The sequence below is a fragment of the Roseateles sp. 22389 genome (assembly GCF_052044995.1).
Classification (GTDB): domain Bacteria; phylum Pseudomonadota; class Gammaproteobacteria; order Burkholderiales; family Burkholderiaceae_C; genus Roseateles.
Map to the genome: position 1 here is coordinate 548,817 of NZ_JBQEOF010000001.1, position 12,892 is coordinate 561,708.

Below are 12,892 nucleotides of genomic sequence, written 5' to 3' on the forward strand. Positions count from 1 at the left end.
TCGAAAGCGCGACATGTTCGTCAAAGCCGGACTTGCCCACATTGGCGGGCTGCAGATTTCATCCTTCGACGTCATCTACGTCTGTCCGTCCCACTCCGAGCTGGGAACACTGATCTTCAGGCGCCGTCACGCCCCACCCAGACGAGCCCTCTTCATCGACCTGCCCAAAGATCCGAAGCACGGAACGATCGAGCGGATCCGTGACGCGCTGGACCCACTGCGGCACTCCGATGATTGGCTGCCGTGACCGCGACCAGTCATCGGCGGCCGCGCTCAAGTGAGGGTCTTCCGCTCTGTTGCCCACTCGACCCAAGCCTCTTCCCAACCCTCGCCGTGCCGCTGGGGATGCTATGAGGAAGGCGCTGATGAACAAACTCACGACTGTCGACTTCAAGCACACGATGTTGTTCAGCGGACGTGTCATCAAGGTCTGTGCCGACTTTGATGTGAGTGGGGAGTTCCTAAGTTGGAACGCCACCTTTTACGTTGCGCCTGAGTTCTTCGAGATGACGGGATGCGTGCAGAGAACTCGAGGCGAGACCGATTCCCAGACTGTTGTGTTGTCGATCGGTCAGGCGCTGAACGCAAGGTTCCGCTGATCCAGCACGCCGACGCAGGCCCCTTGTTGCCTGCGAAGTCGCTCAGCGCGCAGCGAACCGAGCGAGAAGCCACAACGAGGGAGCAGCAGATGCGACTCTTCAAGTCCGTGGATTTCCGGCACGAGTACCGGGTGAGCGCCTCCTCCGCAGGGCTGGCGAAGGCGTGCGTTGACTTCAGCGTGAGCGGAACTCTCCTCGTCTGGATCGCAACGGTCAATCGTTCGGAGCAAGTCTTCGAGTTGAAAGGGGCCACCCACCGCGCAGACGACGAGTCGGACCGTGAGGCCGTGATACGGGCGGTCTCGATGGCAATCGATGCGGCAATCGCGGCCGCCTGAACGGGCGCAGGGTACATGCCGTTCCGGCGGCTTTCCCAAGGCCGTCGCGGGTCGGAGCCTGTGCCGCTTGAGGTCCACGCGGCCGGCACCCGGGCAACTCGAAGCCGTTACCAAGGTAGCGGCGTGCCCGGGGTCCGGCATATCCCGTTCAACAAGGAAGTCAGATGACCATCTCACAGCCTCCGCGGTCCGTCGTGGTGGTCGACGACTTGCCTGACATGTCGACGTCTCTTGGCTTGTTGTCGCAGGACTCGGGTTCCGCGTGAGGACCGCGCTATTGGGGAAGCAAGCGCTCTGCTTGACCCACGACGACCCGCCTGGCGCAGTGATTTCGCACATCTAGATGCCAGGCATCGGAGGTATCGGACTCGCTCAGGCGATCCAAGGGGGCGTGAGCAGCAACGCAGCTGAGGAGGCCGGCGACTTGGTGGAAACGAGCGGCCACCCTCTCTCTGGAGCGCAGCTTTCAGTGCCACTTGGAGCGGCGCGACCTTCCCGCTCCGCTGCCCAGCCCGCGAGGGGAAATGTGGTGACGACCTAAGTTCTGCGGCGAGGTGGTTTAGGCCGATCCGACTCACTTTTGGTCGTCGTCGCGCGAAGTCCGTTCTTCGGTGCATGCATCCGTCGCCAATGAGCGCCCCAGTGCCATTGCTGCCTCCACCAACGCCGTTTCGCCCCTGGACTTGTCGAAGAACCCGTCCGCCCCTAACCGTATGCAATGCTCTTCAACGACGGAGCGTTCTTCAGAACTGAAGACGTAAATCAAGCCTTCATAGTTCCCTGCACGCAGGCGCTTTAGCACGCCCACGCCACTGCCCTCGTCCAATCCAAGGTCCAGCGTCACAAGATGTGGTTTGAAAGCATGCACGGCAGCTACCGCGGCTTCCTCGTCCGCAGCCTCGGCCACCACTGATGCCCCCGCCTTCTGCGTTAGTAGCAGCGTGAGCAGGCGCCGCGTAGGCAAACAATTCTCGACGACGACGACACGCATGGAGCAAAACTTTCCGCGGGAGGTCAAGGCTGTTGGAAGGCGCTGGCGGCGACAGGTTGCGATCAGGGGCGCGGTGGGCGGTGACGAGCAACCACAGTACGGCGAGGAGGGGCAGGTCAGTGACGCGGCAGGACCGGTCCCGGAACTTGGGAGCTGAACCGTTCAGTCAGCATTTCGCCGACGATGGACGTCAGCTCGAGCAGCCCACAAGCGGCCAGAAGCTTTTCCTCAGGCGCGGGCACACAAGGCGAGCGAAGCGCCATTGGTGACGCATCCCCCGGGCTAGCGCCCACGCGAGATTCCTGCATCCCGACAGAGCGACGGATTGCAATCCGAGCGGGTCTCCGGTCTGGCAAAAGCGTAGAGGTTGGCATGAAGGCCTCCGGCGGCGTAGAACATCCGGAGCGCCCGCTATGGAGCGGGAGCATGATCACCGTATTTTGGCGAGCGGTGAACCCCGGCGCTGCCGCGTAAGTGCTCGTCCCCGTGTAGGTAATTCGCCTACGCGCAGCGGCGTCGCTCGAGACCGCCGACAAAACGTCGGACGCTGCAGGGCGGAGGTCGACTTTCTGCCTCCATGTCCAGGCGAGCCGATTGCCGCACGGCGCTGGAACTGCGCCCGCCGGTTACACCTGGCCCCTGTGCGCTGGATTGGTGGAGGAGGCAAGGTGGATACAGCGAACATTGCGCTCGTGGGGACCGAAGAAGAGAGGCTAGGCAGGTTCGTCTCCTCGGTGACCGATTACGCGATCTACATGCTCACACCAGAAGGCCATGTCGCCAGCTGGAATGCGGGGGCACAGCGGTTCAAGGGATATCGACCCGAAGAGGTTATAGGAGAACATTTCTCGCGTTTCTATACGCAAGAGGACCGCGACGTCGGCCTGCCCGAGCGCGCCTTACAGCAGGCGCGGGACACCGGGAGATTCGAGGCGGAGGGCTGGCGTGTTCGCAAGGATGGGAGCCGGTTCTGGGCCAGCGTGACCATCGATCCAGTTCGCGACGACGATGGACGGCTGCTGGGATTCGCCAAGATCACCCGGGACATTACCGAGCGCTACGCTACACAGCTCGAGCTTGAACGGGCTCGCGAAGCGCTCTTCCATGCCCAGAAGATGGAGGCCCTAGGCAAGGTCACCGGCGGGGTGGCGCATGATTTCAACAATCTACTGGGTGTGCTATCCAACGGGCTCGTCCTGTTGAGGAACATGACGGCGTACGCGGGAGAAGGACGTCTGCTCGACACCATGGAGTTGGCGGTCGATCGCGGCGGGCGCCTGGTGCAGCAGCTGCTTTCGTTTGCGAAGCAACAGCCCTTGGAGAAGCACCCCTGCGATCTCAGCCGCATCATTGCCTCCTTTGAAGCTGTCTTGCGCAGAGCCGGATCCGGAGAGACTGTGCTTGAGCTGGCGCTCGACCGGAGCCTCCCCAGGGTGCTGGTGGACTCGACTCAATTCGAGGCGGCAATACTGAACCTCGTGGCCAATGCGTTCGATGCAACCGCCCCAGGCGGGCGCATCGTTGTCAGCACCGGTACGAGCGATCTTGGCGGAAACGACATTGGTCGGCTCCCAGCCGGGCGCTACGTGCGGGTTTCGGTGAGCGACAACGGGCAAGGCATGAGCTCCGCCACGCGCCAGTGCGCGGTTGAGCCATTTTTCACGACCAAGGGACCCGGCAAAGGATCGGGGCTGGGCCTGAGCCAAGTATTTGGGATGGTGCAGCAATGCGCAGGCGACCTGCGCATCGATTCGACGGAAGGACGGGGCACCACTGTCACCATGTACTTACCCGCCTCCGATCATCGAAGCGAGGTTGCATCTGCGGCGTCCACCGAAACCGTGCTCGTCGTGGATGACCAACCCGACGTGCTCGATGTGACCTCCGAGCTCTTTCGTACTCTCGGCTTTGACGTCCTGTCTGCCGACTCCGGGGAGCATGCCCTCGAGGTCCTGGAACGCTCGCAGGTCGATGTGCTATTCAGCGACGTCAGGATGGACGGCATGAGCGGCGTCGAACTCGCCCGCCACGCGGTTCACCGCTGTCCGAGCTTGCGGGTGATCCTCGTCTCAGGTTTTGCCGGCATGGAAGGCGACGTCCCGACCGAAGGTCGCCTGCATGGTTTTCCGTTCATGGCCAAGCCCTACAAGCTCAACGATGTAATCCGAAAGCTGCGCGTGCTCGGCTAGGGACGCTATCGCTGCCGACCGCGCCGGAGGGCGAGTCACCGCGCCCAGCCCGATCACATAGGAGCTAGGTGTGAGCTCGGCAAGGCCGGGTGGCGGACGCTCCTCACCGGCGGCACGGCGATAGCGTCCGGCCGGGGCAGACGTTGTCTGCCGTTGACGGCGCGGGGGGATGGGGACCCCAACTGCCATATCTAAGAGCCCGCGCCCTACCCACAACGAAGTGCGAAGGGCTCACGGTGCTCGTGAAACCCGGCAGGCCTCTAGGTGTTACCCATCGCCGGATGCTCGTGAGGTGGGGCATAGAAGGCTCCTCAGCCTCAGAACGTACGTCTGGCCCTGCATCGATGTTGGTTTCGGCGCCTCGGTGCCCGGTCTACTGCTTGCAGGGCGGTGCATTCACGGGCGGATGAACTGGGTTGCAGCGTGCCGCGCTCAAGGCAGCGCCTCAGTAGCGGCCGCCGCCAAATCCCCCCGTCCCATACCCGACGTCGGACCGCTTAGTCGCGCGGAACTCTCCCTGCGGGCGCAGTTCCGCTCGCTTCTCCGCGTCGCGGGGGCGTGCCAAGCTGACCACGATCGAGCGTCCTTGCACCGACACGCCGTGCAGCCCGGCGATAGCGGCTTCCGCACCTTCGGAGGACTTCATTTCCACAAACCCAAAGCCCTTTGAGTTGCCGGTGTCGCGATCCATCATCACCTTGGCTGAGGAGACGTCACCGAACTCCGCGAAGTTGCTCCGAAGGGTGGAATCGGTCACCGAGTAGGGCAGGTTACCGACGTAGATCTTGTTGCTCATGCGATGAGCCTTTCTTCATTCTTGGTTGGCGTGCCGCTGGGATCGATGTCCCCGTCGTGTTGGCGACGTGCGGTTGGCCGGGCTGGAAGCTGCCGCGAGGCAGGGGAAGGTTCGGGACAGCGATTCAGCAGACCTGCTGGCTGTCGCCGATGGACTCGAGCCAGCCTTGGGTCACTGCGAAGAGCCGGGCGGCGTGACGGGACGCAAATGTCCTGTCGAAACGGAAGACCCGGCAATACGTGCCGTTGCCGTCGGCACGTCTGATCGCGAAGGCGGCGCTGAAGCGGCCGCAGTCGGTCGGGTGTGTCGCGGGCGAGACGACGTACTTGCCCATGGGAATGGCGCTGTTTGGAATCTTGTTCGATCAATTGATAGGCCGGAGACCGGCCAGGCGCGGCAAGGGGCCGCATGGGGTGGGTGTGAAAGTGAGCGCGGTCCGAATGCCCGACAGCAGCATTTGCAAACTGCGGGCTCAGTGCGATGCAGGGTGGCGCATGAAGAAACACAGCATCTGCTCGGACGCGGCAGGGCCCTGCCAGTCGGCCTGCGAGCCTTGCGGATCACCGCCGGACCAGGCGTGACCGGCGCCTTCGATCAGCCATAACTCGGCGTTGGTGTGGCCGTCCGGGGCGACGTGAGTGCGGCGCGTGTAAGCACGCCCACCTTCGCGGCCGTTCTCGAACCGATGCTCGCCAGGGCGCCCCGAGACGGCATTCTCATAGATTCGCACGCCGTTACTAGGGTGGACGGTCATGTCCCTCGTGCCGTGGAAAACGATGGTTGGAGGCGCGCCGTGCCTCAGTGGGCGTCCGGCGCATGCCTCTTGATCAACGCGCCCATATCGCTTGAGCGAGGTCGCGCCGCTCGCGTCGTCGACCGCGCCGTAGGGAAGCCCAGAATGAACGCCCACGGAGGCGAACAAGTCCGGATACGTCTGGCCCAATACCGCAGCCATGGCGCCTCCCGCCGAAAGGCCTGCGACGTGCACGCGCTGTTCGTCGATCCGATTCTGCGCGATGACGTGGCGAGTCAGGCTTGCAAGCAGTGCGGGCTCGCCGCGGCCGCGCTGCTGGTGGCTGTACATGTACCAGCTCCACCCCGCCTGCTCGCCAGGGCGCTCGGGCTTCTCGGGGTACAACACCATCCAGCCCAACCGGCTGGCCGCTGCGTTCATCTGACTGCTCAAGGCGAAGTCTTCGAGTCCCTGTTCGCCGGCGTGCAGCATCACAAGCAGCGGTCGAGCAGTGCTCACGTCTCCCGGGGGGGTATACAACCTGTAGTTCATGGTCGTCCGGCCATGCAAATGGGTGCCGGATACGAAACGCTCCGAGCGCTCCAGGCGCTCGTGCCGTGGATGGTCAAGGCCAGCGAGCACTGCGACGGCATCAACCTCGGCACGACGTGCCGGATCGCGCGGCCCAGAAACGTGGGCGGCGCGTAGGGGTTCTATGGTCATGTGATGTCCTGGTTGGCCGTGCCGGCTCCGCACTTGAGTGGCGCGGGTGCGGCTCACAGCCATGTTTGGAGCGACGGGCGGTCCGTACCAGCGGGCGGCTGGCCTGATGGAAGCGTCCTGGTGACCGAGCACGTTGACCCCGCTATCGCGGGGACGCTCACGGGAGCCAGCCGTCGTGGAGTTGCCCGGGGTCGAGTTCATCGCGAATGCGCTCAACCGTACCGTGCTGGGGATAGAGGGGAAGCTCGATGAACAAGGCCCGCTGAGGCGGGGTATGTCGCCTTCGGAAGATCAGCGTTCCGAGTTCGGAGCGATGAGGGCAGATGTAGATCACGTCGAATGACGCGAGGTCGACTTCGCGGATAGTGGCGAGTCCTGCCTTGACAAACATGCTGCGTCCTTCGATCGAGCTCTGCAGGAGAGCGGGGGGCGTCAACGGCGACCAAGTGCTCGCTGACGCGAAGGTCGGACTACCGAGGGGCGCAAATGTCAGTGCCGACTATTGAAACACGGATTCGCTCGTCGCGCGATTTATCTTTTCGGGCAGAAATGCCGGCGCTAGTGGTGAACAGAGCCGTGAACTTGGTGTCACACGTGGTGTATAGGCTGCGGATAGAGAACGAATTCCTAGGGGTGATGTACCACGGTGAGCGTCTGAACGCTGCAACCCACCTTGCCGCCTTGCTCGCGGCGTTGCCGGCGACGGTCTGGCTGGTTGTTCAAGCGCTGGACACGGGCAACCTGCGCCGCGTCCTGGCCGCGGGCGTCTTCGGCGCGACGCTGGTCGCCGTCTTTGCAGCATCGACTTTGTGCCACAGCACCCGGGGGCGCACGCAGCAATTCTGGGCACGAGCTGACCACTGCGCGATCTTCCTGCTGATCGCTGGTACCGCAACGCCGTTTGTGCTTCTGGCGGCGAGCGGTTCGGCAGATTGGGCGCTGCTTGCCTTCATGTGGGCTGTGGCGCTTGCCGGATCGGCGCTGTCGCTTTTTGGCCGACGAGAGCGACCCATGCTCGGGTTGTATCTCGCGAGCGGATGGATAGCGACCATCGCAAGCGTTCCCGCGCTAGTGCAGGTCGCGCACGGCTCACTGGGCCTGTTCCTGGTGGGCGCCGGCCTTTACACCGCAGGCACATACTTCTTCGCCAATCCCAGCCGGAAGCGGCACGCCCACGGAGTCTGGCACGTCTTCGTCGTCGCTGGAGCCGGTACGCACTTCGGCGCCGTCATGGCTTGCGTTCTACCTTAGTCTGGGTCCAGCGGGGATCTGCACTTCAGCTTCGTGTCCCCCCCATCAAGGTTGAGGCCATGTACGCTCAATCAACGAGTAGTTCAGCAAGAAGGCCAAGCGATGGCACCGCAGAAGCGCGTTGAGATTCGAATTTCCCGGCCCCCTGGCTACGAGGATGTTCACCCGGACCTCGTCGCAGAAGATGCCATGCGTGAAGATTGGCCCTACGAGGTGCTGCAGGACGAGGGCGCGGACCTGCTGGTCGCCGTCGACCGCGTTGAAGGGTATGAGCGCGCAGCAAAGCGGGAGCTAGCAGCGGACGCCGTTAAGGCCACCTGGCAGAAGTACTAGCGACTGGCCTGAGCAACCAGGGAGGTCAACATCTTTGGATGACTGGGAAGCTGATGTCGAGGCTGAGCCTCTTGAGAACGGGATGTTCGTACCTGTCCTAGTCCTCACCCCGCCACCGGAGGTCGGGCCGCCGATTCGTCGGCCCCTAGAGGGCGAGTTTGCTCATCCGGAACTCGCCAAGATGTGCGCGGTGGACGCTTTCATCGAAATGTTCCAAGGACGTGAGTCGGAGGACTAGAGAGCTCGCCAAAGACGGGCTCCGGCCGCTACTTCGAATGTAGGCGGCCAGCCATTTCGTCTTGGAATCGCCGGGGTTCAGGGCCGACGCCGTGGCGGCGTGCAGAGGACGGATCATGTCGATGGCAGCGGAGCCGATGCCGCGCGGCATCAACGCCAATCTGTTGCGGCGGTGGGGGCCTTCTGACGGAGTGACCTGATCCGCTCATCGTTGACAGCCACCATCCACTTGGAGGTCGCTATGTGGCGCATGCGTGAACGGGAGTTCCCGGCCAGGAGTTGACGTTGGTCGCATCGAGGATCCGCAAGCCAAGTGCCCGGATGAATCTGGCAGGATCGTAGCTACTTGTGTGAACGCGCAAGTTGTCGTCTGAGGAGAAACCGCGTGGCTCTTGAGGACCTTTCGTCGGATCAGCGCGATCTGGCCTCTTTCATTTCCATAATCTCGCAGCGCAGTTACCGCGCCGTGTGGATGCAAGGCATCGAAGTCGACGTGTGGCACGCGTTGCATGCCGCCGATGGGGGCGGCGCGCCTTTGAATATCAGCCCCGGGGAGGTCCAGCACCTGCTTGATCTGAGCGGCCGATGCGGCGGCTGGATCACGTTCGACGCCAACCGCGGCGAGACGTTCGTGCCGATCCGGGACTGGACGCACGAGCAGAACTCGTGAAAACGAGACCGCCCTACCATCGTCGCTTGCGCTGCGGTGTCAGTTCCGTTTGCCTAGATGCGCCCGCGGCGCGGACTGCGGCGTTATGGTGACACGGGCAAGAAGACCGGCTTTGGCTGCGGAAGTTCGCCTCCCGCCAACGGTTGCGGGCGCTGGTCAGAATTGACCGGCACGCCTGCCTGTCCTGACCGCCTCGTTGCTCCTGACTAAAAGGCGGATCCGCAGCGAGTGCAGTCCTTCGCCTTGCAGAACTCGCCGTCCACGATCGGTCGTTCAGCGCAGAGTTGATCGGCCCGCGACGGAATGGAGCCGTGACCGCTTGGCCGGTGGGGTGCCAAGGTGGTCGCACGGCGACCTGATACCCTATTCCTAAACATCAGTCCGGAGGGAGGGGTGAAGAAGAATGGATAGCTACGGCAACGGGAAGCGGCGGTAGGACTGCAGGCTGTTGAAAATCACCGCATTCGAGCCGGGACCGCGCCTATCGCGCGCTGGCCGATGTGGAAGCGCCGGTTCTGCAGGCCTTACTGGCGATGTCATGCGGCTTGCGGCGCCAGGCGCCAGTGCTCGGCTGGCGCGCCTGGATGCTCATCGCTGCTCTCCCTGTGGCGCCGCGGTGAGTATTCGAGCCATCCGCACGATATTGCTCGCCGTCATGGTCACTTGAGGTACTGGTCGACGCGCTTGAGTCCTCGGCAGACGGTCTGCCGGATGCGGCCGACGTCGAGAAGGGGGCATGACGCTAGAGGCGTCGCGTCAGCGCGCTGCTATGCGTAGCGGCTGATGTAGGTCGGGACGTTCGCACGACCCGAACTTGAGGCGTCGTCGGCGCTACGCCTCCATGGCCTTAACGAGGCAGCGGCGGCCACCATGGCTGTTCGCTGACGAATGCCTGGATCTCCGCTGCCAGGTCGCCCAAGATCGGGCACTTCTCAATCTCTTCCATTGCCGCGTGGGCCCACGTTTGGGCTCGCTCAGCGGCGATCTCGCGCCCAGACACCCTGAGCTCGCGAAACAGCAGCAGGTATGCGGCGAGATAGTCAATTGCGAGTCGAGGTTGGGGGAAATCCCAGACCTCCTGCTCGACGCTGTTCCAGTCACGTGCCACCGCGCCGTCGCTTCGACGGTACACGAACTGTGTGGCGACCTCCGAGTTCAGTTCGGCAAGCAACTGGTCAACCTCTCTATGGTCACTTGGTGCGGCCGGATGCAGCGCCATCCATAGGGGGCTATTGAGCACTGCCAGTGTCTTCGGATGCAGGCGTCCGATCTGCTGGGCAATTGATGTGGGCGTATGTCGCCCTCGTGCATATCGCTCCCAATCCCGGCGCGACCCGCCAGCTTGGTCCCCGAACTCGCGATAGAGGGCACCAGGTGTCAGAGCGCCGGTCTCGAGTACGCAACAGCGGTACCAAGCGCGCCGGCGTAAGCCTTCAATGACCGCGTGCTTCTTCGGGCGACCGGTGCGCATCGCCCCTCCCTCGGACATTCGTTGCTGGCACTCAGATGACAGGAATCGCCTGAATGTAGCGGCCACTTGCTCCAAAAACATAACGAGTAGCTGTATGGGATGCGACACGAAAGTCCGCCTTCCGTACCGGTATCCGCCGTCGACGCTTCTGGGCAGGATGACGCAAACCACTGAAGTGACATCCATGACCGAACGAAGCCACATCGAGCCGGCGCAGCCGGGATGCCCGCTGCTGTGCGGGCCAGAACTCTGGATGTTGTTGGGCTACCGAAGCGCGAATTCCTTCAGCCAAGCGGCAAGGCGCGGGACCACACCGGTGCCGGTTTTCCGAATCCCCGGCCGAAAAGGGCAGCACGCGCTGCGCGCGGACGTGGCAGCGTGGCTTGCCAAGCTTCCGGAGTTTGCGAGCTGTGCGGAATTCGCCCGACCACAGCAAGACGGGCGCAGGAACTAGCCGAGCAAGGCTAGTTTCTGCGGCCGCTGAAGCACAGCACAAACGCCGCCCGTTCCGGCCCCCTTCTCCCGGCGAGCCGAAGCAAATGTGCGTACGGACGGACATCCTCTGCCTGGTACGCGAGCCAGCGGCTGCACGCGGATCCCGCGGCTCTCATGCAAGGGCATCGTTCCCGGCCCCTGCCAAACCCCTCTAAAGGAGCGTTCAATGACAGACAGCTAGCTTGATGCGATCTGACTGGGGCTCAAAAAGCACAGGGCCCGGAATCCCTGCCAGGGGACACCGAGCCCTTTGAACGTGCACAAGTAGCAACTTGCACTTCAAGTATGTGCCCGTGACGCGCTGACGTCAATAGTCGGGCGCCCGTGAGGGTGCTCCGGCGGACGGATCACGCGCCACTGCGCCCCGTGAGGGCCGGCCAAGGCCGGCTGTTGCGACCTTCAGGAAGAGGTCGCGCCTCCTACTCGGGCATGCGACGCATGGCACGTCACTTTACGCAGTCGCCGAAGTTTCGCGACTTCAATATCAACGCGATCGAGACAGAGGAAGAAGCTTTCCTCGTTTTGACTGAATTCTCTTTTGGCAGCCGAGACAATTTTGCGTGTCCTCGCTGCGGATTCGTTGGCAAACACTATTTGCGCGCCGCCAGGAAGCAATGGCGCTGCCGCGACTGCCACAGCTGCTTTAGTCCGACGTCAGGGACGCCGTTTCACAATCGCAAGATTACCTGCAAGCAGCTTATTCAAGCGATTTTCATCTTTGCGACCGCAGCAACCGGAAAAGGTGCAAACGAAGCTTCCGTAATGCTCGGTTTGGACCACCGTACAGTTTGGCTACTCCAGCGCAAGATTGACGAGACATTTGTCCGGACATGGAACACTGCCCCTTTGGAAGGTGTCGTTCAAGCGGACGGTGGACACTTTTGCGGAAAGCCGCGTCGGGCAAACCGCCGAAAACCGCATGAGTCAATGGCCATTAATACGAAGCTTCGAGGGCGCAAGGCCGCAATCGATCCCACGATTCGCCGCGCCAAAATGGAATCATGGAACGCCGAGAAACTAAAAAACCGACGCGTTGCCCTTGTCGTGCGACAGCTCTCCGACGACCCGAAGCAAGGCGCTGTTCGGACGATCGTGTCCATCTTAAAGAGGGAGACCGCCGCCGAGGTGGTTCCGTTGATGCGACGGATTGTCGCGCCCACGGGGCGGCTAATGACGGACAGCGGTAATGCCTTCACGTCTCTGGCTGCGTATTTTGAGATCGACACGGTGAATCATTCGAAAGAATATTGCCGCTACGATGGGGTAAATAACAATCAGGCTGAGTCCTACATCTCCAGGCTCAGGCGATCCGAATTTGGCGTCTATCGCGGAATGCGAAAGAGGTATCTGCTGGACTATTGCATCGAGATGGCTTGGCGAGAGGATAATCGCAAGCTGACGGCGAAAGAAAAGCTTCAGGATATTTTCAGCCGCCTTCGCCGCTGCGGCCCGTCCCCTTCGTTTGCGCGATACTATCAAGGGAATCGGCGCGAGGGGGAATGGCTTGAGTGTCCGCCGCCCGGGTCGATGACTCCGCGAGTGTCTCGTTAATCTTCCAGTCAGCCGGTCCAAACTTTGAACCAGATTTTGGCAACGAGACGAGGACACCTTGGGCCCTGAGGTGTCGCATGCGCCGGCGCACGTTCTTCCTCCACGTGTTGTAGTCGTCCGGGCGGGCGAATTCCTGAGGCCAATGCAAGTCGATCCATTGAAGTAATTCGGTTGACGAAATAGGCCCACCGCCACTCGCCCTCACCCCCCGGAGGATGATGTTATTCAAGGCTCCGTATTGCCCCCGGGCATAGGACCTGGTCGACGGACGCAGTGGCAGCCCTTCCCAGTTCTCGTCTATGCCTCTAGAAGCAAGCGCGTCGTCGATTGACTTCACAATCGATTTGACCGTCCGATAGAGCGCTGCAGACTCATTTTTGAGAGCTTGGAGCCGCTTAAGTTCCGCTTCTAGACGAGCTCGCCGATCGACGAGCATCAATATTGAGGTTGGGGTTCGTGGCATGCTGTAAGTGAACCCGAACACCGCATCTGGGTCGAGGGCAACAGCTGCATTA

Annotated in this window: 14 protein-coding genes; 8 read left to right on the forward strand and 6 right to left on the reverse strand. The window is 62.3% G+C overall.

Going from position 1 to position 12,892, the window contains the following annotated elements; translation table 11 throughout:
* The 3 genes from ACTJKJ_RS02425 to ACTJKJ_RS02435 all read left to right on the forward strand — a co-directional run.
* Positions 1 to 247, forward strand: a 247-nt coding sequence (locus tag ACTJKJ_RS02425; protein ID WP_440819475.1) for a hypothetical protein, incomplete at its 5' end; no start/stop codon positions are given.
* A gap of 118 nt (positions 248 to 365) precedes the next feature.
* Complete coding sequence (locus ACTJKJ_RS02430; RefSeq protein WP_440819476.1) at positions 366 to 599, forward strand: hypothetical protein; 234 nt, start codon at positions 366 to 368, stop codon at positions 597 to 599.
* Positions 600 to 688: 89 nt separating this feature from the next.
* Positions 689 to 937: a hypothetical protein gene (locus ACTJKJ_RS02435; RefSeq protein WP_440819477.1), complete on the forward strand. Its 249-nt coding sequence runs from the start codon at positions 689 to 691 to the stop codon at positions 935 to 937.
* Positions 938 to 1,511: 574 nt separating this feature from the next.
* Here ACTJKJ_RS02435 and ACTJKJ_RS02440 read toward each other — a convergent pair.
* Entirely contained in the window at positions 1,512 to 1,928 is a 417-nt protein-coding gene (locus ACTJKJ_RS02440) for a response regulator (RefSeq protein WP_440819478.1), read from the reverse strand.
* 668 nt (positions 1,929 to 2,596) lie between these two features.
* Here ACTJKJ_RS02440 and ACTJKJ_RS02445 point away from each other — a divergent pair.
* Positions 2,597 to 4,117 (forward strand): PAS domain S-box protein, encoded by a 1,521-nt coding sequence (locus tag ACTJKJ_RS02445; RefSeq protein ID WP_440819479.1) that lies wholly within the window; start codon positions 2,597 to 2,599, stop codon positions 4,115 to 4,117.
* A gap of 445 nt (positions 4,118 to 4,562) precedes the next feature.
* Here the strand turns inward: ACTJKJ_RS02445 and ACTJKJ_RS02450 are convergent, their stop codons facing one another.
* The 4 genes from ACTJKJ_RS02450 to ACTJKJ_RS02465 all read right to left on the reverse strand — a co-directional run bounded on the left by ACTJKJ_RS02450 (position 4,563) and on the right by ACTJKJ_RS02465 (position 6,760).
* Positions 4,563 to 4,913: an RNA recognition motif domain-containing protein gene (locus tag ACTJKJ_RS02450; protein WP_440819480.1), complete on the reverse strand. Its 351-nt coding sequence runs from the start codon at positions 4,911 to 4,913 to the stop codon at positions 4,563 to 4,565.
* A 124-nt stretch (positions 4,914 to 5,037) separates the two neighbouring features.
* The gene (locus ACTJKJ_RS02455; protein ID WP_183482772.1) at positions 5,038 to 5,247 is read right to left on the reverse strand and encodes a hypothetical protein; all 210 of its coding nucleotides are present in this window, start codon (positions 5,245 to 5,247) and stop codon (positions 5,038 to 5,040) included.
* Positions 5,248 to 5,385: 138 nt separating this feature from the next.
* Positions 5,386 to 6,369 (reverse strand): extracellular catalytic domain type 1 short-chain-length polyhydroxyalkanoate depolymerase, encoded by a 984-nt coding sequence (locus ACTJKJ_RS02460; protein ID WP_440819481.1) that lies wholly within the window; start codon positions 6,367 to 6,369, stop codon positions 5,386 to 5,388.
* 157 nt (positions 6,370 to 6,526) lie between these two features.
* Positions 6,527 to 6,760 carry a hypothetical protein gene (locus ACTJKJ_RS02465; RefSeq protein WP_440819482.1) on the reverse strand — a complete coding sequence of 78 codons (234 nt, stop codon included), beginning with the start codon at positions 6,758 to 6,760 and terminating at the stop codon, positions 6,527 to 6,529.
* A 95-nt stretch (positions 6,761 to 6,855) separates the two neighbouring features.
* Here ACTJKJ_RS02465 and trhA point away from each other — a divergent pair, with 95 nt between their 5' ends.
* From trhA to ACTJKJ_RS02480, 3 genes are all read left to right on the forward strand, one after another.
* Positions 6,856 to 7,620 (forward strand): PAQR family membrane homeostasis protein TrhA, encoded by a 765-nt coding sequence (gene trhA, locus ACTJKJ_RS02470; RefSeq protein ID WP_440819483.1) that lies wholly within the window; start codon positions 6,856 to 6,858, stop codon positions 7,618 to 7,620.
* Between the two features lie 102 nt (positions 7,621 to 7,722).
* Entirely contained in the window at positions 7,723 to 7,953 is a 231-nt protein-coding gene (locus ACTJKJ_RS02475) for a hypothetical protein (RefSeq protein ID WP_440819484.1), read from the forward strand.
* Between the two features lie 622 nt (positions 7,954 to 8,575).
* Entirely contained in the window at positions 8,576 to 8,860 is a 285-nt protein-coding gene (locus ACTJKJ_RS02480; RefSeq protein WP_440819485.1) for a hypothetical protein, read from the forward strand.
* Between the two features lie 847 nt (positions 8,861 to 9,707).
* Here the strand turns inward: ACTJKJ_RS02480 and ACTJKJ_RS02485 are convergent.
* Positions 9,708 to 10,079, reverse strand: a complete 372-nt coding sequence (locus ACTJKJ_RS02485) for a hypothetical protein (RefSeq protein ID WP_440819486.1) — start codon at positions 10,077 to 10,079, stop codon at positions 9,708 to 9,710.
* A gap of 1,185 nt (positions 10,080 to 11,264) precedes the next feature.
* On the opposite strand from ACTJKJ_RS02485, the gene ACTJKJ_RS02490 reads away from it, so the two are divergent.
* Positions 11,265 to 12,377, forward strand: a complete 1,113-nt coding sequence (locus ACTJKJ_RS02490; protein ID WP_440819487.1) for an IS1595 family transposase — start codon at positions 11,265 to 11,267, stop codon at positions 12,375 to 12,377.
* Positions 12,378 to 12,892: the final 515 nt, after the last annotated feature.

Coding starts and splice junctions, on each gene's coding strand:
- ACTJKJ_RS02460 (WP_440819481.1), bottom strand. CDS start 6,369: ATGACCATAGAACCCCTACGCGCCGCCCACGTTTCTGGGCCGCGCGAT.
- ACTJKJ_RS02435 (WP_440819477.1), top strand. CDS start 689: ATGCGACTCTTCAAGTCCGTGGATTTCCGGCACGAGTACCGGGTGAGC.
- ACTJKJ_RS02475 (WP_440819484.1), top strand. CDS start 7,723: ATGGCACCGCAGAAGCGCGTTGAGATTCGAATTTCCCGGCCCCCTGGC.
- ACTJKJ_RS02440 (WP_440819478.1), bottom strand. CDS start 1,928: ATGCGTGTCGTCGTCGTCGAGAATTGTTTGCCTACGCGGCGCCTGCTC.
- ACTJKJ_RS02465 (WP_440819482.1), bottom strand. CDS start 6,760: ATGTTTGTCAAGGCAGGACTCGCCACTATCCGCGAAGTCGACCTCGCG.
- ACTJKJ_RS02455 (WP_183482772.1), bottom strand. CDS start 5,247: ATGGGCAAGTACGTCGTCTCGCCCGCGACACACCCGACCGACTGCGGC.
- trhA (WP_440819483.1), top strand. CDS start 6,856: ATGTCAGTGCCGACTATTGAAACACGGATTCGCTCGTCGCGCGATTTA.
- ACTJKJ_RS02490 (WP_440819487.1), top strand. CDS start 11,265: ATGGCACGTCACTTTACGCAGTCGCCGAAGTTTCGCGACTTCAATATC.
- ACTJKJ_RS02430 (WP_440819476.1), top strand. CDS start 366: ATGAACAAACTCACGACTGTCGACTTCAAGCACACGATGTTGTTCAGC.
- ACTJKJ_RS02485 (WP_440819486.1), bottom strand. CDS start 10,079: ATGGCGCTGCATCCGGCCGCACCAAGTGACCATAGAGAGGTTGACCAG.
- ACTJKJ_RS02450 (WP_440819480.1), bottom strand. CDS start 4,913: ATGAGCAACAAGATCTACGTCGGTAACCTGCCCTACTCGGTGACCGAT.